The organism is Sphingobium lactosutens, assembly GCF_013393185.1.
Lineage (GTDB): Bacteria > Pseudomonadota > Alphaproteobacteria > Sphingomonadales > Sphingomonadaceae > Sphingobium > Sphingobium lactosutens_A.
Genome location: NZ_QJQX01000013.1, coordinates 75,150 through 99,532, shown reverse-complemented (window position 1 = coordinate 99,532; position 24,383 = coordinate 75,150). Strand labels below are relative to the sequence as shown.

The 24,383-nt window shown below is 63.7% G+C and carries 15 protein-coding genes; 7 read left to right on the top strand and 8 right to left on the bottom strand.

Features of this window, described 5'->3' with window-relative positions:
* Positions 1–62: 62 nt before the first annotated feature.
* From rpoC to DM806_RS00815, 8 genes are all read right to left on the bottom strand, one after another.
* Positions 63–4,319 (bottom strand): DNA-directed RNA polymerase subunit beta', encoded by a 4,257-nt coding sequence (gene rpoC, locus DM806_RS00850; RefSeq protein WP_179041387.1) that lies wholly within the window; start codon positions 4,317–4,319, stop codon positions 63–65.
* A gap of 79 nt (positions 4,320–4,398) precedes the next feature.
* Positions 4,399–8,559 (bottom strand): DNA-directed RNA polymerase subunit beta, encoded by a 4,161-nt coding sequence (gene rpoB, locus DM806_RS00845; protein ID WP_179041386.1) that lies wholly within the window; start codon positions 8,557–8,559, stop codon positions 4,399–4,401.
* Positions 8,560–8,912: 353 nt separating this feature from the next.
* Positions 8,913–10,253: a cell wall hydrolase gene (locus DM806_RS00840; protein ID WP_179041385.1), complete on the bottom strand. Its 1,341-nt coding sequence runs from the start codon at positions 10,251–10,253 to the stop codon at positions 8,913–8,915.
* A gap of 18 nt (positions 10,254–10,271) precedes the next feature.
* Complete coding sequence (gene cysK, locus DM806_RS00835) at positions 10,272–11,201, bottom strand: cysteine synthase A (protein ID WP_179041384.1); 930 nt, start codon at positions 11,199–11,201, stop codon at positions 10,272–10,274.
* Positions 11,198–12,502 carry an MFS transporter gene (locus tag DM806_RS00830; RefSeq protein ID WP_179041383.1) on the bottom strand — a complete coding sequence of 435 codons (1,305 nt, stop codon included), beginning with the start codon at positions 12,500–12,502 and terminating at the stop codon, positions 11,198–11,200. The genes cysK and DM806_RS00830 overlap by 4 nt, the downstream gene beginning before the upstream one ends.
* A gap of 253 nt (positions 12,503–12,755) precedes the next feature.
* Entirely contained in the window at positions 12,756–13,193 is a 438-nt protein-coding gene (locus tag DM806_RS00825) for an HIT family protein (RefSeq protein ID WP_179041382.1), read from the bottom strand.
* Positions 13,190–14,296, bottom strand: a complete 1,107-nt coding sequence (locus DM806_RS00820) for a CDP-alcohol phosphatidyltransferase family protein (RefSeq protein ID WP_179041381.1) — start codon at positions 14,294–14,296, stop codon at positions 13,190–13,192. Before DM806_RS00820 ends, DM806_RS00825 begins: the two co-directional genes overlap by 4 nt.
* Complete coding sequence (locus DM806_RS00815) at positions 14,293–15,366, bottom strand: CDP-glycerol glycerophosphotransferase family protein (RefSeq protein WP_179041408.1); 1,074 nt, start codon at positions 15,364–15,366, stop codon at positions 14,293–14,295. The genes DM806_RS00820 and DM806_RS00815 overlap by 4 nt, the downstream gene beginning before the upstream one ends.
* Positions 15,367–15,568: 202 nt before the next feature.
* Here DM806_RS00815 and DM806_RS00810 point away from each other — a divergent pair, with 202 nt between their 5' ends.
* The 7 genes from DM806_RS00810 to odhB all read left to right on the top strand — a co-directional run bounded on the left by DM806_RS00810 (position 15,569) and on the right by odhB (position 24,346).
* Positions 15,569–16,357, top strand: coding sequence for a succinate dehydrogenase iron-sulfur subunit (locus DM806_RS00810; RefSeq protein WP_179041380.1), 789 nt, complete (start codon positions 15,569–15,571; stop codon positions 16,355–16,357).
* Position 16,358: 1 nt separating this feature from the next.
* The gene (locus tag DM806_RS00805; protein WP_179041379.1) at positions 16,359–16,820 is read left to right on the top strand and encodes a PaaI family thioesterase; all 462 of its coding nucleotides are present in this window, start codon (positions 16,359–16,361) and stop codon (positions 16,818–16,820) included.
* On the top strand, positions 16,817–17,929 hold the full coding sequence (gene zapE / locus DM806_RS00800) for a cell division protein ZapE (RefSeq protein ID WP_179041378.1): 1,113 nt from the start codon (positions 16,817–16,819) through the stop codon (positions 17,927–17,929). The genes DM806_RS00805 and zapE overlap by 4 nt, the downstream gene beginning before the upstream one ends.
* Positions 17,930–18,254: 325 nt before the next feature.
* Positions 18,255–19,217, top strand: a complete 963-nt coding sequence (gene mdh / locus DM806_RS00795) for a malate dehydrogenase (RefSeq protein WP_179041377.1) — start codon at positions 18,255–18,257, stop codon at positions 19,215–19,217.
* Positions 19,218–19,315: 98 nt separating this feature from the next.
* Positions 19,316–20,200: a succinate--CoA ligase subunit alpha gene (gene sucD, locus DM806_RS00790; RefSeq protein ID WP_088182010.1), complete on the top strand. Its 885-nt coding sequence runs from the start codon at positions 19,316–19,318 to the stop codon at positions 20,198–20,200.
* 91 nt (positions 20,201–20,291) lie between these two features.
* Positions 20,292–23,087, top strand: coding sequence for a 2-oxoglutarate dehydrogenase E1 component (locus DM806_RS00785; RefSeq protein WP_179041376.1), 2,796 nt, complete (start codon positions 20,292–20,294; stop codon positions 23,085–23,087).
* A gap of 8 nt (positions 23,088–23,095) precedes the next feature.
* Positions 23,096–24,346 (top strand): 2-oxoglutarate dehydrogenase complex dihydrolipoyllysine-residue succinyltransferase, encoded by a 1,251-nt coding sequence (gene odhB, locus DM806_RS00780; protein WP_179041375.1) that lies wholly within the window; start codon positions 23,096–23,098, stop codon positions 24,344–24,346.
* Positions 24,347–24,383 lie beyond the last annotated feature (37 nt).

Sequence of the window (24,383 nt, the reverse complement as noted above, 5' to 3'; positions counted from 1 at the left end):
TCACGGCTGCAAAGGCTTGGGAGCCGCTCCCTGAAGGAGCGGCTCCCTAACTTCCAAAGCGCTTATTCCATGTCCTCGGTGGTGAAGTCCTCACCCTGGACGGCGGCCAGTGGATCGTCGCCGATCGCCGCTTCCGGGCCCTGGCGCAGTTCGGCCGCATGCTCTTGCGCAGCGGTCTTGGGCGCGATCAGGTCGACCTGGCTGGAAGCGCGCAGCGCGGCCCGCATCGCCGCGTCACGCGACGAGGCGGCAACGCGCATGCGGTTCATGCCCGCGCCGGTGCCCGCCGGGATGAGGCGGCCGACGATGACGTTTTCCTTCAGGCCGACCAGCGTGTCCTTCTTGCCCTGAACCGCCGCTTCCGTGAGGACGCGGGTGGTTTCCTGGAAGGACGCGGCCGAGATGAACGAACGGGTCTGCAGCGAGGCCTTGGTGATGCCGAGCAGCACCGGCTTGCCCGCGGCGGGCGCGAAGCCCGGCTGGAGCTTGCTGTTGATCTCGTCCATTTCCTCGCGGTCGACCTGCTCGCCCACCAGCAGCGTGGTGTCGCCGGACTCGATGATCTCGACCTTCTGCAGCATCTGACGAACGATCGTCTCGATGTGCTTGTCGTTGATCTTCACGCCCTGCAAGCGATAGACTTCCTGGATTTCCGCGACCAGATATTCGGCCAGCGGCTCGATGCCGAGAACTTCCAGAATGTCATGCGGGTCAGGCGAACCACCGATCAGGTTGTCGCCACGCTTCACATAGTCGCCTTCCTGAACGTCGATCACCTTGCTCTTGGGGATCAGATATTCGACCGGCTCGCCGCCATCCTCAGGATTGATGGCGATCTTGCGCTTCGCCTTGTAATCCTTGAGGAACTGGACGCGGCCCGACACCTTGGCAATGATCGCATTGTCCTTGGGCTTGCGGGCTTCGAACAGTTCGGCGACGCGCGGCAGACCACCGGTGATGTCGCGGGTCTTGGCCGCTTCGCGGCTGACACGCGCCAGCACGTCACCGGCCTGAACCGGCGCACCGTCATCGACCGACAGGGTGGCACCCACCGCCAGCATGTAGCGGCCGGCTTCACCCGACTGGTCGTCAAGCAGGGTGAGGCGCGGACGGAGATCTTCCTTGGTGCGGGCGGCGCCGCGATGCTCGATCACCACGCGCTGCGCGATACCGGTCGCTTCGTCGGTCTGCTCGGTCAGCGTCTTGTTGTCGATCAGGTCGACATACTTAACGATACCGGGCTTTTCCGTGATCACCGGCATGGTGAACGGATCCCACTCGGCGAAGCGGTCGCCCTTCTTCACGGTGTCGCCATCCGCAAACAGGATGGTGGCGCCGTAAGGCAGGCGGTGCGTTTCGCGCTCGCGACCCTCATTGTCGATGATCGCGATCTCGCCGTTGCGAGCGAGCGACAGGCGGCGGCCGTTCTTGTCCATGATGGTCGGCATGTCACGCAGTTCGATCGTGCCGTCCGACATGGATTCGAGGTTCGACGTTTCGTTGAAGTTCGCCGCGCCGCCGATGTGGAAGGTACGCATGGTGAGCTGCGTACCCGGTTCACCGATCGACTGCGCCGCGATGACGCCGACCGCTTCGCCGATATTCACCGGTGTACCGCGGGCGAGGTCACGGCCGTAGCACTTGCCGCACACGCCCATCTTGCTTTCGCAGATCAGCGGGCTGCGGATCTTCACGGCCTGCGTGCCGATCGCCTCGATCTGCGCGATCATGGCTTCGTCCAGCAGGGTGCCGATCGGGATCACCACGCTGCCGTCCTTGCTATCGACGATGTCCTGCGCCGTGGTGCGGCCCAGGATGCGCTCGCCGAGCGAGGCGATGACCGAACCACCCTGGACGATGGCCTTCATCTCCAGCGCCTTTTCGGTGCCGCAATCTTCCTCGACGACCGTGCAGTCCTGCGACACGTCGACCAGACGGCGGGTCAGATAGCCCGAGTTCGCCGTCTCGAGCGCGGTGTCCGCCAGGCCCTTACGAGCGCCGTGGGTCGAGTTGAAATATTCAAGGACGGTCAGGCCTTCCTTGAAGTTGGAGATGATCGGCGTCTCGATGATCTCGCCCGACGGCTTGGCCATCAGGCCGCGCATACCGGCGAGCTGCTTCATCTGGGCCTGCGAACCACGGGCGCCGGAGTGAGCCATCATGTAGATCGAGTTGATCGGCGCCAGACGGCCGGTCTGCGGATCCTTGGGCTGGGCGCGGATTTCGTCCATCATGGCGTTCGCGACCTGGTCGCCGCAACGGCTCCAGGCGTCGATCACCTTGTTGTACTTTTCCTGCTGCGTGATCAGACCGTCCTGATACTGCTGCTCATAATCGGCCACCAGCGCCTTGGTTTCGTCAACCAGCGTCACCTTGCTGTCGGGGATGACCATGTCGTCCTTGCCGAAGCTGATGCCGGCCTGGAATGCATGACGGAAGCCCAGCGACATGATGGCGTCGGCGAACAGCACCGTGTCCTTCTGGCCGGTGTGACGATAGACCTGGTCGATGACGTCGCCGATTTCCTTCTTGGTCAGAAGGCGGTTGACGACGTCGAAGGGCACCTTGTGCGACTTGGGCAGACATTCGCCCAGCAGCATGCGGCCCGGCGTGGTCTCAAAGCGCTTCATATACTGCTGACCGTTCTCGTCGGTCTGCGGCACGCGGCTGATGATCTTCGAGTGCAGGGTGACGGCCTTGGCATAGAGAGCCTGGTGGACCTCCTGCATGTCGGACAGGAGCATGCCTTCGCCCGGCTCGCCTTCGCGCTCCATGGACAGGTAATAGATACCCAGCACCATGTCCTGCGACGGAACGATGATCGGCTTGCCGTTGGCGGGCGAGAGGATGTTGTTGGTCGACATCATCAGCACGCGGGCTTCCAGCTGGGCTTCCAGCGAGAGCGGCACGTGGACGGCCATCTGGTCGCCGTCGAAGTCGGCGTTGAAAGCCGAGCAGACGAGCGGGTGCAGCTGGATCGCCTTGCCTTCGATGAGGACCGGCTCGAACGCCTGGATGCCCAGGCGGTGCAGCGTCGGCGCGCGGTTCAGCATGACCGGGTGCTCGCGAATGACTTCGTCGAGGATGTCCCAGACTTCCTTGCGCTCCTTCTCGACCCACTTCTTGGCCTGCTTCAGGGTCATGGACAGACCCTTGGCGTCCAGACGCGCGTAGATGAACGGCTTGAACAGTTCGAGCGCCATCTTCTTGGGCAGGCCGCACTGGTGCAGCTTGAGTTCCGGGCCGGTCACGATGACCGAACGGCCCGAATAGTCGACGCGCTTGCCGAGCAGGTTCTGACGGAAGCGGCCCTGCTTGCCCTTGAGCATGTCGGACAGCGACTTGAGCGGACGCTTGTTGGCGCCGGTGATGACGCGGCCGCGACGGCCGTTGTCGAACAGGGCGTCGACGGCTTCCTGCAGCATGCGCTTTTCGTTGCGGACGATGATGTCCGGCGCACGCAGTTCCATCAGCCGCTTCAGGCGGTTGTTACGGTTGATGACGCGGCGATACAGGTCGTTGAGGTCCGACGTCGCGAAGCGGCCGCCGTCCAGCGGAACCAGCGGGCGCAGTTCCGGCGGAATGACCGGCACCACGTCCAGGATCATCCATTCGGGACGGTTGCCCGATTCCAGGAAGCTCTCGACGACCTTCAGGCGCTTGATGATCTTCTTGGGCTTCAGTTCCGACTTGGTGGTCGCCAGCTCTTCGAGCAGCGCCAGCTTCTCGCCTTCCAGGTCGAGGTCCATCAGCATCTGCTTGACGGCCTCGGCGCCGATGCCGGCGGAGAAGGCGTCCTCGCCATATTCGTCCTGCGCGTCGAGCAGTTCGTCCTCGGTCAGCAGCTGGAACTTCTCCAGCGGCGTCAGGCCCGGCTCGGTGACGATGTAGGATTCGAAATACAGCACGCGCTCAAGCTGCTTGAGCTGCATGTCGAGCAGCAGGCCGATGCGCGAAGGCAGCGACTTCAGGAACCAGATATGCGCGACAGGGGCGGCCAGTTCGATATGGCCCATGCGTTCGCGGCGGACCTTGGACACGGTCACTTCCACGCCGCACTTTTCGCAGACGATGCCCTTGTACTTCATGCGCTTGTACTTGCCGCACAGGCACTCATAGTCCTTGATCGGACCGAAGATGCGGGCGCAGAACAGGCCGTCACGCTCGGGCTTGAACGTGCGATAGTTGATGGTTTCCGGCTTCTTGATCTCGCCGAAGGACCAGCTGCGGATACGCTCCGGGGAGGCGAGGCCGATCTGGATCTGGTCGAAGGTTTCCGGCTTCTGGATCGGATTGGCGAAGTTCGTCAGTTCGTTCATATTTCAAGTCCCTCTAGAGGGTGTATTTCTCGGGCGAAGACGGGGAGCGGGCGCCGCCATGACGGCGCCCGGCAATCCCTTATTCCGCCGCTGCCGCGAAACCGTCGTCGTCCTCGACCTCGTCCATGGACGCGAGTTCGACGTTGAGACCCAGCGAGCGCATTTCCTTGACCAGCACGTTGAAGCTTTCGGGAATGCCGGCCTCGAACGTGTCGTCGCCCTTGACGATCGCCTCGTAGACCTTGGTGCGGCCGACCACGTCGTCCGACTTCACCGTCAGCATTTCCTGCAGCGTGTAGGCGGCGCCATAGGCCTGGAGCGCCCACACTTCCATTTCACCGAAGCGCTGGCCACCGAACTGCGCCTTACCGCCCAGCGGCTGCTGGGTGACGAGCGAGTAGGGGCCGATGGAGCGTGCATGGATCTTGTCGTCGACCAGGTGGTGCAGCTTCAGGACATATTTGTAGCCCACAGTCACCTTGCGGTCGAAGCTGTCGCCGGTGCGGCCGTCGAACAGAGTCACCTGACCCGATTCATCCAGGCCTGCCAGCTTCAGCATCGCCGACACGTCGGCTTCGACCGCGCCGTCGAACACCGGGGTCGCCATCGGAACGCCGCCACGGACATTCTGCGCCAGCTCGACGATATCCTCGGCACTGCGCTGGTCGATCTCGGCGGTGTAATTGGCGCCATAGATCGTCTTGAGCAGGTCCTTGATCGCTTCTGGCGGTGCGCCGGCCTCGGGGTTCGGATTGGCTTCGCGCCAGCTGTCCAGCGCCTTGCCGATCTGGGCGCCCAGGCCGCGAGCGGCCCAGCCCAGATGCGTCTCGAAGATCTGACCGACGTTCATGCGCGACGGCACGCCCAGCGGGTTCAGCACGAAGTCGACCGGGGTGCCATCCTCCAGGAACGGCATGTCTTCGGCCGGCAGGATGCGCGAGATGATACCCTTGTTGCCGTGACGGCCGGCCATCTTGTCACCCGGCTGCAGCTTGCGCTTCACCGCAACGAAGACCTTGACCATCTTCAGCACGCCCGGGGGCAGTTCGTCGCCGCGCTGCAGCTTGTCGACGCGATCCTCGAACTTCTCGACAATCAGCTTCACCGCTTCGTCATACTGCGCCTTGACGGCTTCGATGCCGGTCTGACGGAGATCGTCCTCGACCGCGAACTTCCACCATTCGTGACGCTCGACTTCTGCCAGCAGGTCCTCGTCGATGACCACGCCCTTCTTGACGCCCTTGGGCGCTGCCGAAGCGGTCTGGCCGATCAGCATTTCCGCCAGACGGTTGAAGGTCGCACGGTTCAGAATGCCGCGTTCGTCCTCGCGATCCTTGGCGAGGCGGTCGATTTCCTCCCGCTCGATCGCCATGGCACGCTCGTCCTTGTCGATACCGTGGCGGTTGAACACGCGCACTTCGACGACCGTACCGGCAACGCCCGGCGGCAGACGCAGGGACGTGTCGCGCACGTCGCTCGCCTTTTCACCGAAGATCGCGCGGAGCAGCTTTTCTTCCGGGGTCATCGGCGATTCACCCTTGGGGGTGATCTTGCCGACCAGGATATCGCCCGGCTCCACTTCGGCGCCGATATAGACGATGCCCGCCTCGTCGAGGTTGCGCAGCGCTTCTTCACCAACGTTGGGGATGTCGCGGGTGATGTCTTCCGGCCCCAGCTTGGTGTCGCGGGCCATGACCTCGAACTCCTCGATATGGATCGAGGTGAAGACGTCATCCTTCACGATCCGCTCGGAGATCAGGATGGAGTCTTCATAGTTGTAACCGTTCCAGGGCATGAACGCGACGAGCACGTTGCGGCCCAGCGCCAGCTCGCCCATCTCGGTCGACGGGCCGTCGGCGATGACGTCGCCGGCCTGCACCAGTTCGCCCACCTTCACCAGCGGACGCTGGTTGATGCAGGTGTCCTGGTTGGACCGCTGGAACTTCTGCAGCGTGTAGATGTCGACGCCCGACTGGCCGGGTTCGACATCGCCGGTGGCGCGAATAACGATACGGGTCGCGTCGACCTGGTCGACGATGCCCGCGCGCCGCGCGGCGATGGCAGCGCCCGAGTCACGCGCAACCGTGCCTTCCATGCCGGTGCCGACGAACGGCGCTTCGGCACGGACCAGCGGCACCGCCTGACGCTGCATGTTCGATCCCATGAGCGCGCGGTTGGCGTCGTCATTTTCCAGGAACGGAATGAGCGAGGCCGCGACCGACACCAGCTGCTTGGGGCTGACGTCCATCAGGGTGATGTTGTCCTTGGGCGCCATCAGGAATTCGCCGGCTTCACGGGCGGAAATCAGATCCTCGGTGAAGCTGTGGTCGGCGTTCAGCTCCGCGTTCGCCTGCGCGATCGTATGCTTGGCTTCTTCCATCGCCGACAGATAGACGACGTCGTTCGTCACCTTGCCGTCGATCACCTTGCGATAGGGCGTTTCGATGAAGCCATATTTGTTGACGCGGCTGAAGGTCGCAAGGCTGTTGATCAGACCGATGTTCGGGCCTTCGGGCGTTTCGATCGGGCAGATACGGCCGTAATGGGTCGGGTGAACGTCGCGGACTTCGAAGCCGGCGCGCTCACGGGTCAGACCGCCCGGCCCAAGCGCCGACACGCGGCGCTTGTGGGTGACTTCCGACAGCGGGTTGGTCTGGTCCATGAACTGCGACAGCTGCGAGGAGCCGAAGAATTCACGCACAGCAGCCACGGCGGGCTTCGCGTTGATGAGGTCGTTCGGCATCACGGTCGACACGTCGACGGAGGACATGCGTTCCTTGACCGCACGCTCCATGCGCAGCAGGCCGACGCGATACTGGTTCTCCAGCAGCTCGCCGACCGAGCGGACGCGACGGTTGCCGAGATTGTCGATATCGTCGATCTCGCCCTTGCCGTCCTTCAGGTTCACCAGTTCCTTGACCACGGCGAGGATGTCCTCGACGCGCAGGGTGGTGACGGTGTCCTCTGCGTCCAGGTCGAGGCGCATGTTCATCTTGACGCGGCCGACGGCGGACAGGTCATAGCGCTCGGCGTCGAAGAAGAGGCCGGCGAACAGCGCTTCGGCCGTTTCCTTCGTCGGCGGTTCGCCGGGGCGCATGACGCGATAGATGTCGCTCAGCGCCTGGTCGCGTTCCTCGGCCTTGTCGGCCTTGAGCGTATTGCGGATCCAGGGACCGGTGGTGACATGGTCGATGTCGAGCAGTTCCAGGCGATCGATGCCCGCACGGTCCAGCTTTTCGAGGTTCTCAGGCGACACTTCGTCGCCGGCCTCGATGTAGATCTCGCCGGTGCTTTCGTTGATCAGGTCGTAGGCGCTGTAGCGGCCGAAGATTTCCTCGGTCGGGATCAGCAGCGTCTCAAGCCCGTCCTTCTCCGCCTTGTTGGCGGCGCGGGGCGAAATCTTATGACCGGCGGCGAACACGACTTCGCCCGACTTGGCGTCGACGATGTCGAAGGCGGGCTTCAGGCCGCGCCAGGCTTCGGCGAGATAGGGAATCTGCCAGCCGCCTTCGCCGCGGACATATGTCACCTTGTTGTAGAACTCGCCCAGAATGTCTTCCGGCGTCAGGCCCAGCGCGAACAGCAGCGCTGTGACCGGCAGCTTGCGCTTGCGGTCGATACGAACGTTGACGATGTCCTTGGCGTCGAATTCGAAATCCAGCCAGGAACCGCGATAGGGGATGACGCGCGCGGCGAACAGATATTTGCCCGACGAATGGGTCTTGCCACGGTCATGGTCGAACAGGACGCCCGGCGAACGGTGCATCTGCGACACGATGACGCGTTCGGTGCCGTTGACGATGAAGGTGCCGTTCTGCGTCATGAGCGGCATGTCGCCCATGTACACGTCCTGCTCCTTGATATCGAGGACCGAACGGGTTTCGGTGTCCTGGTCGACTTCGAACACGATCAGGCGCAGCGTGACGCGCATCGGCGCAGCATAGGTGATGCCGCGCTGGCGGCATTCCTCGACGTCGTACTTCGGGTCTTCCAGCTCGTAATGAACGAAGTCCATCTCGGCGGTGCCGGCGAAGTCGCGGATCGGGAAGACCGAGCGCAGCGTCTTTTCCAGACCCGACACATAGCCGATCGACGGGTCGGAGCGCAGGAACTGCTCGTAGCTCTCCCTTTGCACTTCGATCAGGTTCGGCATCTGCACCACTTCGTGGATGTCGCCGAACACCTTGCGGATGCGCTTCTTAGCGCCGGTGTTGATCGTTGGGAGAGCCTTGGTCGCCATGCGTTGTCCTTGCCTTCATTCGTCGCGTTTTTTCGCATCCCGGCGAAAATTCAGCCTGGCATGGAGGATAAAAGGGGTGATTCGCCCATTTTCCGCCACGCAAAAAAGTGCGGGCCGGGACTGTCCGATCCGCACTGTCAGCGTCTTGTGATCCCAGGATTTCCGCCCATTCTAACCGAAACCGTGCGCAACGCGGTCCGGAACCCGGCAAGAAATCCAAGGCCGATCCATGGGCGCAATCGCGCCGTCCGGATCGGAGTTCGCCGACCCATATAGGCCAGCCCGTCGGATTTGTGAAGGGGCGGCCGGGGATCGTATTTCTTATCTGCTTCTCCGGCGCCCGCGAAGGATGTTCAGGGCGATGCCGGCTTGGCCGCCATATCGGGCGGCCCGATCTTCACCGTCTCGAACCGCTCCTTGCGCCGGATGCCGGCCAGCCCGCTGTCGCCCGGCGCGACCGGCGTCGGCAGCGCCACCGTGGGGACGCGCTGGCGCATGCACTGGCTCGTGGTGGCGCGGGGCGTCTGCGCGCAATTCCACAGCGCCCGCTGCAATCCGCTGGCGGCATTGTGGATATAGGCGAAGCTCATCGTCTCGATCTCGCCATCGCCCAGCGGCAGCTTGGTCGGCGCGCTGCCCGCCCGCCAGGCCATGATCCGGCATTCCGTGCGTCCGGAGCAGAAGGTCTGCGCCATGGCGGGCCAGTTGTCCGGCGTGCCCGTGGGCGGCAGTTCGACCATGAAGCTCTTGCCGTCCGGTCCCAGCACCGTCAGGCGCACCCCGCCGATCGTCTTGCCCAGCGACGCCGCATCGATCGCCTGCTGCGGTTGCGCCGCGAGCGCTACCGCACCCAGGCCTGCCACCAGCACCGGCTCTCCTTCCGCGGATGGCGCATTGCCTTCCAGATGCGCGGTCGACAGGCGCGCAATCTTCGGGATTAGCGGCTCGCCCCCCTCGGCTCGCTTGCGGAAAGCAGGCGGCGTTCCCCACCAGCCGCGCCAGCGGAAGAAGAGGTGGGTGCCTACCGCGGTGATCTTGTCCAGGCTGCCGCTCCAATAGGGCACGACCCAGTCGGTATGATAATGGGTGGCGTGGCCGACCGGCTTGTAGACCTTGCCGGCCAGCGCGCCGCGCGCAATGTCGCGTGCGCGCTCCCACGCCGCCTGTCCCGGCGTCCGCGCCAGCGCCCCGTCGCAGGTGAAGGTGAACTGGCAGCCGGTGGTCCGCTCCTGCCCCTGGAACACCACGCCACATACGCTCTTGGGAAAGGCGGGATGGCGCACACGGTTGAGCACGACCTGCGCCACCGCCTTCTCGCCCACGCTATCATCACCCGCTTCATAAAGTTCCGCCGCCGCCAGGCAGTCGGTCGCCCGCGCCAGATCCGTCTCCGATCCGGCGAAGACATAGGGGCGAGCGGCCGGATTGGGATCGCGGGAAAAGGGAATGGACTCGTTGAAGCTGCGCGCCTGATCGGGGGGCAGCGCATAATTCTCGACCGGATCGACCGCTGGGGGCGGCGTTTTCGGCCTACGCAGCCGCGCCGCCGCCATCGCATCGAAACGGGCCGACGCACCGGGCGGGCGTGGCCGGCTTTCCCAGCCGGCCACCGCCACGGGCAGGCCGACGAACAGCAGCGCCCAGACCAGCCACATGAAGGCATGTGGCCGGCTTTTGGGGGATGCGTCGGTCATGCGCTGTCCGGTACGATCTTATTCGGGCAGGAAGTCCGGCACCGACAAATAGCGTTCGCCGGTATCATAGTTGAAGCCCAGAACACGGCTACCGGCCGGGAGTTCCTTCAGCTTCTGCGCGATTGCGGCAAGGGTGGCCCCCGAAGAGATGCCGACCAGCAGCCCTTCTTCGGTCGCGGCACGGCGGGCAAAGGCCTTCGCATCCGCCGGATCGACCTGGATAACGCCGTCGAGCAGCTGGGTGTGGAGGTTCGCCGGGATGAAGCCCGCGCCTATGCCCTGGATCGGGTGCGGGCCGGGCTGGCCGCCGCTGATGACCGGCGACAGGGTCGGCTCGACCGCATAGACTTTCAGGCCGGGCCATTGCTTCTTCAGCACTTCGGCGACGCCGGTGATATGGCCGCCGGTGCCCACGCCCGTCACCACCGCATCGATCGGCGTGTCGGCGAAGTCGGCCAGGATTTCCTGCGCCGTGGTGCGGACATGCACGTCGATATTGGCGGGGTTCTCGAACTGCTGCGGCATCCAGCTGTCGGGCGTCTGCGACACCAGTTCCAGCGCGCGCTCGATCGCGCCCTTCATGCCCTTCTCGCGCGGGGTGAGGTCGAAGCTGGCGCCATAGGCCAGCATCAGCCGGCGGCGTTCGATCGACATGCTTTCGGGCATGACCAGGACCAGCTTATAGCCCTTGACCGCCGCCACCATGGCAAGGCCAACGCCGGTATTGCCGGACGTCGGCTCGATGATGGTGCCGCCGGGCTTGAGTTCGCCGGAGGCCTCCGCAGCCTCGATCATGGCGAGGGCAATGCGGTCCTTGATCGATCCGCCGGGGTTCGACCGTTCCGACTTGATCCAGACTTCGGTGCCATCCGGCGCGTCGGCGAACAGCCGGCTGACGCGGATATGCGGCGTATTGCCGATGGTTTCGAGTATCGTGGCAGCTTTCATAGGGCCTTCTCCTGGCTGGCATCTGCTCGCCCGTTTACGGGTGGATCGAAGCTACGTGCTAGGCGCAATTCGGGGAAGAGTCGCGCCCAAATAAGGGTGATGATGATCGCGCCCACGCCGCCGCCGATCACCGCCGCGACCGGGCCGACCAGCGCGGCGAGGAAGCCGGATTCCGCCTCGCCCAGTTCGTTGGAGGCGGAAATGGTGAGCTGCGACAGGCTCGACACGCGGCCGCGCATCGCATCGGGCGTGTGGATCTGCACCAGCGACTGGCGCACGAAGACCGACACCATGTCCGCGCTGCCCAGCACGACCAGCGCGACAATGCCGGCCTCCACCGCGATGCTGCGCGGCAGGAAGGCGGTGCAGCCGAAAGCGATGGTGGACAGGCCGAAGAGGATGACCGCGGCCAGCATCTTGAGGCCCACCTCCGTCTTCATCGGGCGAAAGGAGAACCACAGCGCAGTTGCCGCCGCGCCGACGCCGGGCGCTGCGGCCAGATGACCCAGGCCGGCCGACCCTACATGCAGGATATCGCGGGCATAGACGGGCAGCAGCGCGGTCGCGCCCGCCAGCAGCACGGCGAACAGGTCGAGCGTGATCGTCGCCAGCACCAGCCGGTTGCCCTTCACATAGGAGAAGCCGTCGATCATCTGGCGCACCGGATGGCGGCTGGTGTCGCGTGGCGGCTGGGGCACCTTGCCGATCATCAGCATGCCCAACAGCGCCACAGCATAGAGTGTCGCGGCCAGCGCATAGGCGCCCCAGGGCGTCGCCGCATAGGCATAGCCGCCCAGTGCCGGTCCCGCGATCATGCCCGCCTGCCAGGCGACGCTGGAAATGGCGATGGCCTCGGGCAGCACCGCAGGCGGCACGAGGTTCGGCGCCAGCGCGCCATAGGCCGGCCCGTTAAAGGCGCGGGTGATGCCGACAATGACCGCGATGCCGAAGATCAGCGGCAGGCTGACCCAGCCTTCATAGGTCGCAAAGGCCAGCAGCCCCGACGCTATGGTCAGCAGCGCCAGCGTGATGCGGGTGATGACCCGCCGGTCATAATGGTCCGCGACCCAGCCGGTGATCGGCGTCAGGAAGAAGAGCGGCAGGAACTGCGCCAGCCCGATCAGCCCCAGCTGCGCCGAAGCGCCCGCCGTCGACATCGTTTCGCGTGCGATATTATAGGCCTGCCACGCCAGCACGATCATCATGCTGTACTGCGCCAGCACGGCGCACAGCCGCCCGACCAGATAGGCGCGGAAATTGCCGAAATGCAGCGGATGACGGGGCGGGAGAGGGGCTGTCATGGGGAGGGCTTTAGAGCATTCTGAAGTCGGCTGGAACAGCCGACGGCTCGCAGAATGCGGTAATCAAAAGACAAATAAAGCCGTGAACGATTCAATCTCATCGTTCACGGCTCTAGCCGCGCGTCGGAGCGATAGGCAATCACTCCGCAGGCTGCCGGCATACAAGATTTGCTTTGCCGCTTATGAGCGACAGAAGAGGATGTGGCGAAAAATATTTCCCATCCGCGATCATGACGGAGGCGTGGTAGAGCGCTTACGCCATCTCGCTGGTGAAATAGCCTTTCAACCAGTCCCTGAGATTGTCCAGATCGCTGTCCAGCTTCACCGCCGCGCCAAGGTCGGGCTGGCCGGGCCATCCGGCGTCCGCGACCGCCACGCCGGCCGCGCTGCGTGTCCCTTCATAGCGGGGCAGGACGTGGAAATGGACGTGCGGGTCGACCATCATCAGCATCAGATAGTTCATCCTGCCGTAGTTCACCGCTTTCGCCAGCGCAGCCTCGATCGTGGCGGTGACGGTCTTGAGTTCGGCATGGGCCTCGGCCGGCAGGTCGCCAAAGGCGGTCGCGTCGCTTTTCGCCGCCAGTATCAGCGATCCCAGCGTCGGCTGGGCGGGGCGCAGCAGGACCAGCCAATGGTCGAACTCCGCCACCAGAGTCGCGGGCCAGCCAAATTTCTCGATCGTCGCGTTCATGCTGCCGCCGCCTCGGCTTCATCCATCCAGCTGACGATCGGCCGGCCGCTCCGGCTGACGGCATAGGCCTGCCCCAGCCGCACGGCGTGCACCACCAGCGAAATGATCGTCCACCAGGCCAGCGCGATCAGGCCGATGTCGGGGCGGCCGAGCAGCAGCGCGCCGAACAGGATCACCATGTTCGGGTTGCGGCGCGCGGTGATTAGGCGGAACTGGCTGTCGAAGGGGCGCCAGACGTGAATGTCCATCTTGAAGTCCTTGAGGAACATCCCTTCGATCAGCCGTTGCAGCACATAGCCGGCGATCACCGCGGTCATGATGAAGGTGAAGGTGGCGGGCGACAGTTGCAGCCCCCAGTAAACCAGGCCCGTGCCCCAGAAATACCACCAGAAGGGCGGGTGGACCAGGTCGACGCCATGGTCGATCACATTGCCCCATTTGGACGAGGTAATCGTGCAGCGGGCGAGCTTCCCGTCGACCGTGTCCAGCACCATGAAGATGAAGCCGGAGAGGAAGCCGCTCCAGTACATGCCCTTGGCGAAAAGGAAGGTCGCGACGAGACAGAGGGTGACGCCGATCACCGACACCATGTTGGGGGTCATCTTCAACTGCGCGGCGATGCGGGTCAGGATCAGCGCCAGTTCGGGCCAGAGATATTTGGTGAGCAGGTCGGTCACGCCCTTATAGGCGCCGAAATAGCTGCGCCGCTCGATCTCTCGCCGGGTCGATGGGGTGAGTTCGCGCACCATCGGCTGCTCCAGCTTGCGCAACTGGCGGTTATAGAGCTTGCGGCCGTCCGACAGGTCGATGACATGCGGGGCGGTGAGGGGATCGCTGCCCTGCGTCACCTGTCCGACGATCGGCGTACCGGCCCAGGCGAACAGCGTGCCCGGCGTTTCCAGTGCCAGGCGCAGCAGCAGCGGGTCGAAGGCATAGGTGAGGTTGAAGAGCAGTTCATGCCCCTCAGCCAGCGTGCTGCCGTTCTTTGCGGAACTCTCGGCCATGCGACGGTTGCGCTCGGCATTGGTCATGCCCCAGATCGGCGTCGCATTCTCGCCGATCAGGCGAACGGGGCCGAGGGTGGTGGTCAGGATCTGGCTCATGCAGGACTCTTGGCAAAATTCAGGATCAGGTCGGCCTGCCGCTGCGAGGCGGGGACCGGGGACAGGTCGATGGATTGCTGCATCGCCGCCTTTTGCGCAGCAACATAGGTCGGTTGCAAGTCGTTCGCGCGGGACAGGGCATCCGGCAGGGCATCCGCGCGCTCGATCACCTGCCCCAGCTTCCAGTGGGCGAAAGCGTCACCCGACCCGTCGCGCCGATCGAGGTTGAGGAAGATGCAGGGGCGCGGTTCGATCAGAAACTCATAGACCTGGCTCGACACGTCGCCGAGATAGGCGTCCGCGCTCATCGTATAGCTCATGTCGATCGAATGGCGGCTGCCCATATCGACGCGAATATGGGGAGCGCTGCTGGCGATCGGCGGCGCCTTGCGCGCCAGCTTCGTATGCGGCGCGATGATGACGTTCCAGTCCTCCAGCGACTCAAGCGCTGCCAGCATTGCCGGTCCATGGTTGATCCAGGAGGAAAGCTGCGGGTCGAAATGCGGATTGTAGAGCAGCACCGGCCTGTCATCGGGAAAGAAGCGCTGGCGCTCCGCCTTCAGCTCGAACTTGGGATAGCCGCCGACTGCGACCGTCTCCTCGGTGCAGAGGCCGCGGTCGATCATGCGGCGCCGATCCTTCTCGCCGGCGACCAGCGTCAGGTCGAAATCGCGGTGGCGCTTCTTGTAGCCGCCTTCCCGGTCGCCCGCGCCGTGCTTGATGAGGATCAGCCGGGAGCGGAAGCCGGGGACGCGGCGCAGCCAGGCGCTGCTGATCTCGGTCGTCACCAGCGTGGGGAAGCGGGCAATGGTCGGATAGTTGAGCAGCAGCGTCGCCAGCCGCGAGGGCTGGCGGAACAGCGAGTCGGGTCCGGAGGGCGGGCGGCGCAGCCGAATGCGGGTCAGGCGACCGTCGGGATCATAGCTGTCGACCAACGCCAGTATCTGGTCCGAGGGCGAGAGGATGCTGACCCGTATATCGGGTCGACGCGCGAGTTCGAGCGCGGCGGGCAGCCAGTGATAGAGCTGCTGCGCTTCGGCGATGGCGAGAAAGGCGATGTCGATCGGCAATATGAAGTTTCCCACAGATTTCGCCGCCCTAGCGTGGATATTGAAGGAAGCAAGAAGCGGGCCGATCGATCAGCGAATAATTGCAAGCCATTTGCAACAAGGACTTGGGGACAGAAACATGGTCCTCAGTGCTGGACCTTTGCAGATTTTTCGCTATGCGGACCCCCAACAGACAGACATCGACGAAGAGGCTCGACGAGCGATGGCCGAATTTGCTTTGCCCAAGAACAGCAAGATCAACGGCAAGGGTGTGACCCACAGGGCACCCGAAGGTGCGACGAATGTCCGCAGCTTCAAGGTCTATCGCTATGATCCCGAATCCGGCGAAAATCCGCGCTACGACACGTTTGAGATCGACCTCGACAAGTGCGGTCCGATGGTCCTGGACGCGCTGCTGAAGATCAAGAATGAATATGATCCGACGCTGACCTTCCGCCGGTCGTGCCGCGAAGGCATTTGCGGTTCCTGCTCGATGAACATGAACGGCCGCAATGGCCTGGCCTGCACCACCGCGATCGACGAGTGCGCGGGCAAGCAGGTGCAGATCACGCCGCTGCCGCACATGGACGTCATCAAGGATCTGGTGCCGGACTTCACCCACTTCTATGCGCAGTATAACTCGATCCAGCCTTGGCTGAAGACCGTGTCGCCGCCGCCGTCGGGCAAGGAGCGGCTCCAGTCGCCCGCCGACCGCGAAAAGCTGGACGGTCTCTACGAGTGCATCCTGTGCGCCTGCTGTTCGACCAGCTGTCCTAGCTATTGGTGGAACAGCGACAAGTTCCTGGGTCCGGCAATCCTTCTCCAGGCCTATCGCTGGCTGGCCGACAGCCGCGACGAATATACCGGCGAGCGTCTCGACGAGCTGGAAGATCCCTTCCGCCTCTATCGGTGCCACACCATCATGAACTGCGCGAATGTCTGCCCCAAGGGTCTTTCGCCGGCCAAGGCGATCGCCGAAACCAAGAAGATGATGGTCGAACGGCAGCTGTAAGTTGGCGAGTGACGGCGTTGCGGGCGGGAAACCGCTGACCGAGGGAAAATGGTCGGGTTGGACGCAATGGTCCGACCCGCATCCCGATACTTTCCTGCAAGCCATCGGCCGTGGTTACATGCGTGGCGAGAGCGCGACGAAGGCGCTGGTGGGACTGGAAACACGGTCTAGCCATCGCAATCGACTCGACACGCTACATGGCGGTTTTCTGGCTGCCTTCGCCGATCATGCCTATTTCGGTGGCCTTTGGGCGATGGGGCGTGAGGAGCAGGTCAATGGCGTGACCATCGACCTTTCCATGCAATATCTCGACGCTGGCAAAGTTGGACCCGACCTGATCGCTGAGTTGGAAGTGCTGCAGGAAACCGGGCGGCTCTTCTTCCTGCGGATGCTCATCACTCAGAACGGCCAGCCGGTCGCGGCGTCCACCGCGACACTGCGCAAGATGCCAACCCGCAAGTGACGAGCGTCATCGCCCGCTACGACGCGCTGGTGCAGGCCGGCGAACTGAGGCCTGACCCGGACCAGCGTGCGGGCGCGGAACGACTCGATCGGCTACAGCAGGAGCTGGAGGCGGCCCCGGCGCGCGGATCGACCCTGTGGAAGCTGCTGCGCAAGGCGCCCGAGCCGCCGCGCGGCCTTTATATGTGGGGTGGGGTCGGGCGCGGCAAATCGATGCTCATGGACCTGTTCTTCGATACGGTTCAGGTGAAGCGCAAGAAGCGCGCCCATTTCCACGAATTCATGCTCGACGTCCATGCGCGGCTGGCCGAGGCGCGCAAGTCGGAGACGGGCGATCCGATCCCGCCGGTGGTCGAGTCGCTGGCCGAAGAGGCGCGGCTGCTCTGCTTCGACGAGATGGTCGTCAACAATATGGCCGATGCCGCGATCATGTCGCGCCTGTTCACCGGCCTGCTGGAAAAGCGGGTGACGATCGTCACCACGTCTAACCGCGAGCCGGACGAACTCTACAAGAATGGCCTAAACCGCCAGCTTTTCCTGCCTTTCATCGACCTCATAAAGGCGAAGCTGGACGTGATGACGCTGAACGGGCCGACCGATTACCGGCGCGACCGCCTGGGCGATTCGAAGCTGTGGCATGTCCCTAACGGCCCGGAAGCGACGAGGGCGCTGTCCGAAGCCTTTTTCCGCCTGACCGACTTTTCGGTTGAGGATCGGGCAAAGGTGCCTTCGGAGGAAATCGTCGTGCAGGGTGGGCGCACCATGCATGTGCCCAAGAGCCTGAAGGGCGTTGCGGTCTTCTCGTTTAAGCGGCTCTGTGCGGAGGCGCGTGGCGCGCCGGACTATCTGGCTATCGCGCGCAAATATCACACCGTCATCATCGTCGGTGTTCCAGTGCTGGGGCCGGAGAAGCGCAACGAGGCTGCACGCTTTGTGACGCTGATCGACTCGCTCTACGAGTATAAGGTGAAGCTGCTGGCGTCAGCCGATGCGGAGCCGATGCGACTCTATCCGGAGGGCGATGGCGCGTTCGAGTTCGAGCGTACCGTGTCGCGCCTGATGGAAATGCAGTCCGACGACTATCTGGCGCTCGGCCACGGGCCGAAATAGGCTTTTCGCACATCGATCAACTCGTCGCCGGGTAGAATCCACCCGTCCGATGTTGCGTGCGCCGTTCATCTGAACGCAATTTTTATAAAGGAAAACAGGCCGGGCGCCCCCGAGGAGGAAAGACGCCCGGCAGGATACCTCTGCAGGGAAGGCTGGGGACCAGGGTAGGAGCCCTCAGCGACAGGGTGTGAATCGGCCTTAATGCAATTGCGAACGAATTGCAAAGATAATTTGGCTTCCACGGATTTCCGCGGTTGAAACCCCTCTCCGAAGGGCGTAGGCGGGCCAGCAATTCCAGTAGTCACGACTTGGAGGATGATTGCATATGGCCCGTAACAAGATCGCGCTCATCGGCGCAGGCAATATCGGAGGCACGCTGGCGCACCTCGCGGCGCTCAAGGGTCTGGGTGATATCGTACTGTTCGACGTCGTAGAAGGCGTGCCGCAGGGCAAGGCGCTCGATCTGTCGCAGTGCGCTTCGGTCGAAGGTTTCGACGCGAAGATTACCGGTTCGAACGATTATGCCGACATTGCGGGCGCGGACGTCATCATCGTCACCGCTGGCGTCGCCCGCAAGCCGGGCATGAGCCGCGACGACCTGCTGGGCATCAACCTCAAGGTCATGAAGGCCGTGGGCGAGGGCATCGCCGCCAACGCGCCCGACGCCTTCGTCATCTGCATCACCAACCCGCTCGACGCGATGGTGTGGGCGCTTCGCGAATTTTCGGGGCTGCCCCACAACAAGGTCGTTGGCATGGCCGGCGTTCTTGACAGCTCGCGCTTCAACCACTTCCTCGCCGAAGAATTCAGCGTGTCGGCCAAGGACGTCACCAGCTTCGTGCTCGGCGGCCACGGCGACACCATGGTTCCGGTGATCGAATATTCGACCGTCGCCGGCATCCCTGTCCCCGACCTGATCAAGCAGGGCCGTTCGACCCAGGAGCGCATCGACGCCATCGTGCAGCGCACCCGTTCGGGCGGCGGCGAGATCGTCGCGCTGCTCAAGACCGGTTCGGCCTTCTATGCGCCCGCCACCAGCGCGATCGCCATGGCTGAGGCCTATCTGGGCGACAAGAAGCGTCTGCTGCCCTGCGCCGCCAACCTGACCGGCCAATATGGCGTCGACAATCTCTATGTCGGCGTGCCGGTCATCATCGGCAAGGACGGCGTCGAGCAGGTCATCGAGATCGAGCTGAACGACGAAGCCAAGGCGAACCTCCAGGTGTCGGTCGACGCCGTCAAGGAACTGCTGGAAGCCTGCAAGGGTATCGATCCCTCGCTCGCCTGAGCTTTCAAGCTGCACCGTCCCGTTCCAGGTAAGTGCGCAGCCTGGAACGGGACGCTTTAGACCCAAGTGCCACGTCCACAGAGAATAAAGGGACACATATGTCCATTCTGGTGAACAAGAACACCAAGGTCATCACCCAGGGTATGACCGGTGCCACCGGCACCTTCCACACCGAACAGGCTCTGGCCTACGGCACCCAGATGGTTGCCGGCGTGACCCCCGGCAAGGGCGGCACGACCCATATCGGCCTGCCGATGTACGACACCGTCGCGGAAGCCAAGTCGAAGACCGGCGCCGATGCTTCGGTCATCTACGTTCCGCCGCCGTTCGCCGCCGACTCGATCCTGGAAGCGATCGATGCCGAAATCCCGCTGATCGTCGCGATCACCGAAGGCATCCCGGTTCTCGACATGGTCCGCGTGAAGCGCGCTCTGTCGGGTTCGAAGTCGCGCCTGATCGGCCCGAACTGCCCCGGCGTCCTGACCCCCGGCGAGTGCAAGATCGGCATCATGCCCGGTTCGATCTTTTCGAAGGGTTCGGTCGGTGTCGTGTCGCGTTCCGGCACGCTGACCTATGAAGCCGTGTTCCAGACCACCAACGCTGGCCTGGGCCAGACCACCGCGGTCGGCATCGGCGGCGACCCGGTCAACGGCACCAACTTCATCGACGTGCTGGAACTGTTCCTGGCCGACGACGCCACTGAATCGATCATCATGATCGGCGAAATCGGCGGCGACGCGGAAGAGCAGGCTGCCCAGTTCCTGATCGACGAAGCCAAGCGTGGCCGCAAGAAGCCGATGGCCGGCTTCATCGCGGGTCGTACTGCCCCTCCGGGCCGTCGCATGGGCCATGCCGGCGCGATCGTGTCGGGCGGCAAGGGCGACGCGGAAAGCAAGATCGCAGCGATGGAAGCGGCCGGCATCAAGGTTGCCGCCAGCCCGTCCGAGCTGGGTTCGACGCTGGTCGAAGTGCTGAAGGGCTAAACAGCTCCTATAATATGAGGGCGGCCGGGCTGCACCCCGGCCGCTATTTTCCCGCTTCCGCGACTGCACGCGGCTGGGATGGGACAAGGCAATGGGTTACGAGAACCAGGAATTCGAGATTGAGCGAGGCCCAAGCTGGGCGCGCGATAACTGGCCGCTGAGCGATACCGACGATCTGACGGGGGCAATGGACCCCACGCAGATGCAGGTCGCCGTGAAGGCCGCCGCCAAGGCTGCGGGCAAGGCCGTGTCGGACACCGACGCCGTTGCCGCCGCCGATGATGCCATCCGCGCGCAGTTGCTGATCCGCACCTATCGCGTGCGCGGTCATCTGGCCGCCAACCTCGATCCGCTGGGCCTGGCCAAGCGTGACCTGCCGGCTGACCTCACCCCGGAATATCACGGCCTGACCGACCTCAACAAGAAGGTCTATCTGGGCGGTACGCTGGGCGTGCAATATGCGACCGTGGCGGAGATCGTCGCGATCCTGCGCGCCAATTATTGCGGCAATGTCGGCCTTGAGTACATGCACATCGCCGACGTGGAGGAGCGCCGCTTCCTTCAGGACCGTCTGGAAGGCAAGGACAAGGAAATCCACTTCACGCCCGAGGGCAAGAAGGCGATCCTGGCCAAGGTCATCCAGGGCGAGCAGTATGAAAAGTTCCTGGGCCGCAAATATGTCGGCACCAAGCGCTTCGGTCTCGACGGTGGCGAGTCCATGATCCCCGCGCTCGAAGCGGTCATCAAATATGGCGGGTCGTCGGGCGTGCGCGAGATCGTGTTCGGCATGGCCCACCGCGGCCGCCTGAACGTGCTGGCCAATGTGATGGCCAAGGGCTTCCGCGTCATCTTCCACGAATTTTCGGGCGGCACCGCCAACCCCGAAGATGTGGGCGGTTCGGGCGACGTCAAATATCACTTGGGCACGTCGACCGACCGTGAGTTCGACAGCATCAAGGTGCACATGTCGCTGGTTCCCAACCCTTCGCACCTCGAAACCGTCGATCCGGTGGTGCTGGGCAAGGTCCGCGCGCAGCAGACCTTCCGCGATGACCTGGCCAAACATGAGCAGGTCCTGCCCGTGCTGATCCACGGTGACGCGGCGTTTGCGGGGCAGGGCATCGTCTGGGAATGCCTCGGCTTCTCGGGCGTGCATGGTTACAATACCGGTGGCTGCGTCCACTTCATCATCAACAACCAGATCGGCTTCACCACCAGCCCGCAATTCTCGCGCGGCTCGCCCTATCCGTCGGATGTGGCGAAGGGTGTCCAAGCGCCGATCCTGCACGTCAATGGCGACGATCCCGAAGCCGTGACCTTCGCGTGCAAGCTGGCGATGGAATATCGCCAGACCTTCCACCGCGACATCGTGATCGACATGTGGTGCTATCGCCGCTTCGGCCACAATGAAGGCGACGAGCCGGGCTTCACCCAGCCGCTGATGTATAAGGAAATCCGCCAGCATCCGCCTGTCAGCGACGTCTATGCGGCGCGCCTGAAGGCGGAAGGCGTTGTCGACGATGCGTTCGTTGCCGGCACCACCGACGAGTTCGTTGCCCATCTGGAAGACGAATTCGAGGCGGCCAAGAGCTACAAGTCGAACAAGGCGGACTGGTTCGCCGGCCGCTGGTCGGGCCTGCACAAGCCCGCCGACGCGGAAACCGCGCGCCAGAGCGTGGAATCGGCGATCAGCACCAAGCTGTTCGACGGCCTCGGCAAGACGCTGACCACCGTTCCCGAAGGCCACAACATCCACAAGACGCTGAAGCGCGTGCTGGATGCCAAGGCCGAGATGTTCAAGTCGGGCGAGAATTTCGACTGGGCGACCGGTGAGGCGCTGGCCTTCGGCTCGCTGCTGTCGGAAGGCTATGGCGTCCGTCTTTCGGGTCAGGACTCGGGTCGCGGCACCTTCAGCCAGCGTCATGCGGTCTGGACCGATCAGGACAGCGAGAAGAAGTACATCCCGCTCTCGACCGTGCCGCATGGCCGTTTCGAGGTGCTGGATTCGCCACTGTCCGAATATGGCGTGCTTGGCTTCGAATATGGCTTTGCCTTGGCCGATCCGAAGAGCCTGGTGATCTGGGAAGCCCAGTTCGGCGACTTCGCCAATGGCGCGCAGATCATCTTCGACCAGTATATCGCCTCGTCGGAAACCAAGTGGCTGCGGTCCAACGGCCTCGTCTGCCTGTTGCCGCACGGCTATGAAGGGCAGGGGCCGGAGCATAGCTCGGCCCGTCTGGAGCGTTACCTCCAGCTCTGCGCGGAAGGTAATATCCAGGTCGCGAACATCACGACCCCGGCCAATTACTTCCACGCCCTGCGCCGCCAGATGCTGCGTCCGTTCCGCAAGCCGCTCATCATCATGGCGCCCAAGTCGCTGCTGCGTCACAAGCTGGCGGTCAGCAAGGCCGAGGACTTCCAGGGTGAAACCCAGTTCAAGCGCATCCTGTCAGACCCGAATGCGGCGCCGGACAAGGATACGAAGCGTCTGGTCCTATGTTCGGGCAAGGTCTTCTACGACCTGATGGAAGCCCGTGACGCCGCCGGCGACACGGACGTGCAGATCGTTCGCATCGAACAGATCTACCCGTTCGCGACCGACGCTCTGGCCAAGCGCATCGAGCGCATGACCAACCTGGAAGAGGTCGTCTGGTGCCAGGAAGAACCGCGCAACAACGGCGCCTGGTTCTTCGTGGAACCCTATGTCGAGGAAGCGCTGGCCCAGGCCGGCAAGGCGCCGATGCGCGCCCGCTATGCCGGTCGCAAGGCGTCCGCCTCGCCCGCCACGGGCCTGGCGTCGCGCCATGTGTCCGAACAGGGCGCCCTCGTCGCCGATGCGCTGGGTCACAGCGTTCGTGAAGAAATCCGTCGCCAGAAGAAAGGCTGATTTAGCTCATGGCAACCGAAGTCAAAGTCCCCACGCTGGGCGAATCCGTTACCGAAGCAACCGTGGGCCAGTGGCTCAAGAAGCCCGGTGAAGCCGTTAAGGTCGACGAGCCGATCGTCAGTCTGGAAACCGACAAGGTCGCGGTTGACGTGCCTTCGACCGTCGCCGGCGTCATGGGCGATATCATCGCCAAGGAAGGCGACACGGTCGAGGTCGGCGCGCTGCTGGCCTATGTGAACGAAGGCGGTGCTGCCGCTGCTGCTCCGGCCCCTGCTGCCGCTGCGCCCGCCGCCAAGGCGGAAGCCGCTGCCCCGGCGCCGGCGGCCTCGGCTCCTGCCGCTTCGGACGACGAAGACGGCGGCAACCTGACCCTGTCGCCGGCGGTCCGCCGCCTGGTGCTGGAGCATGGCCTTGATCCGAGCAAGATCAAGGGCACCGGCAAGGATGGCCGCCTGACCAAGGACGACGTCACCGCCGCCGTCGCCGCGGGCACCGCCAAGGCGGCCGCGGGTGCGGTCGCTGCCGCCCCTGCCGCCGACGCCCCGGCCGCTGGTCCGAGCCGCAAGCAGGAACGCGTCAAGATGACCCGCCTGCGCCAAACCGTCGCCAAGCGTCTGAAGGAAGCGCAGAACAACGCCGCCCTGCTGACGACCTACAACGACGTCGACATGACCAACGTCATCGAAGCGCGCGCCAAATATAAGGACCTGTTCGAGAAGAAGCATGGCGTCCGTCTGGGCTTCATGGGCTTCTTCACCAAGGCCGTCTGCATGGCGCTCCGCGACATTCCGGGCGTCAATGCGCAGATCGAAGGCGACGAGATCGTCTATAATGATTTCGCCGACATTTCGGTCGCCGTCTCGGCCCCGACCGGCCTCGTCGTTCCGGTCATCCGCAACGCGGAAAGCCTGAGCGTCGCCGATATCGAAAAGACCATCGGCGGCTTCGGCAAGAAGGCCAAGGAAGGCAAGCTGACGATGGAAGATATGAAGGGCGGCACCTTCACCATCTCCAATGGCGGCGTGTTCGGCTCGCTGCTGTCTAGCCCGATCATCAACCCGCCCCAGTCGGCGGTTCTGGGCCTGCATCGCATCGAGGACCGTCCGGTCGTCCGCAATGGCGAGATCGTGATCCGTCCGATGATGTATCTGGCGCTCAGCTACGACCATCGTCTGATCGACGGTCGCGAAGCGGTGACTTTCCTCGTCGCGGTCAAGAACGCGATCGAGGATCCGACCCGTCTGCTGATCGACCTGTAATAATCATCGTTTAACATCGCCCCGGCTACGGCCGGGG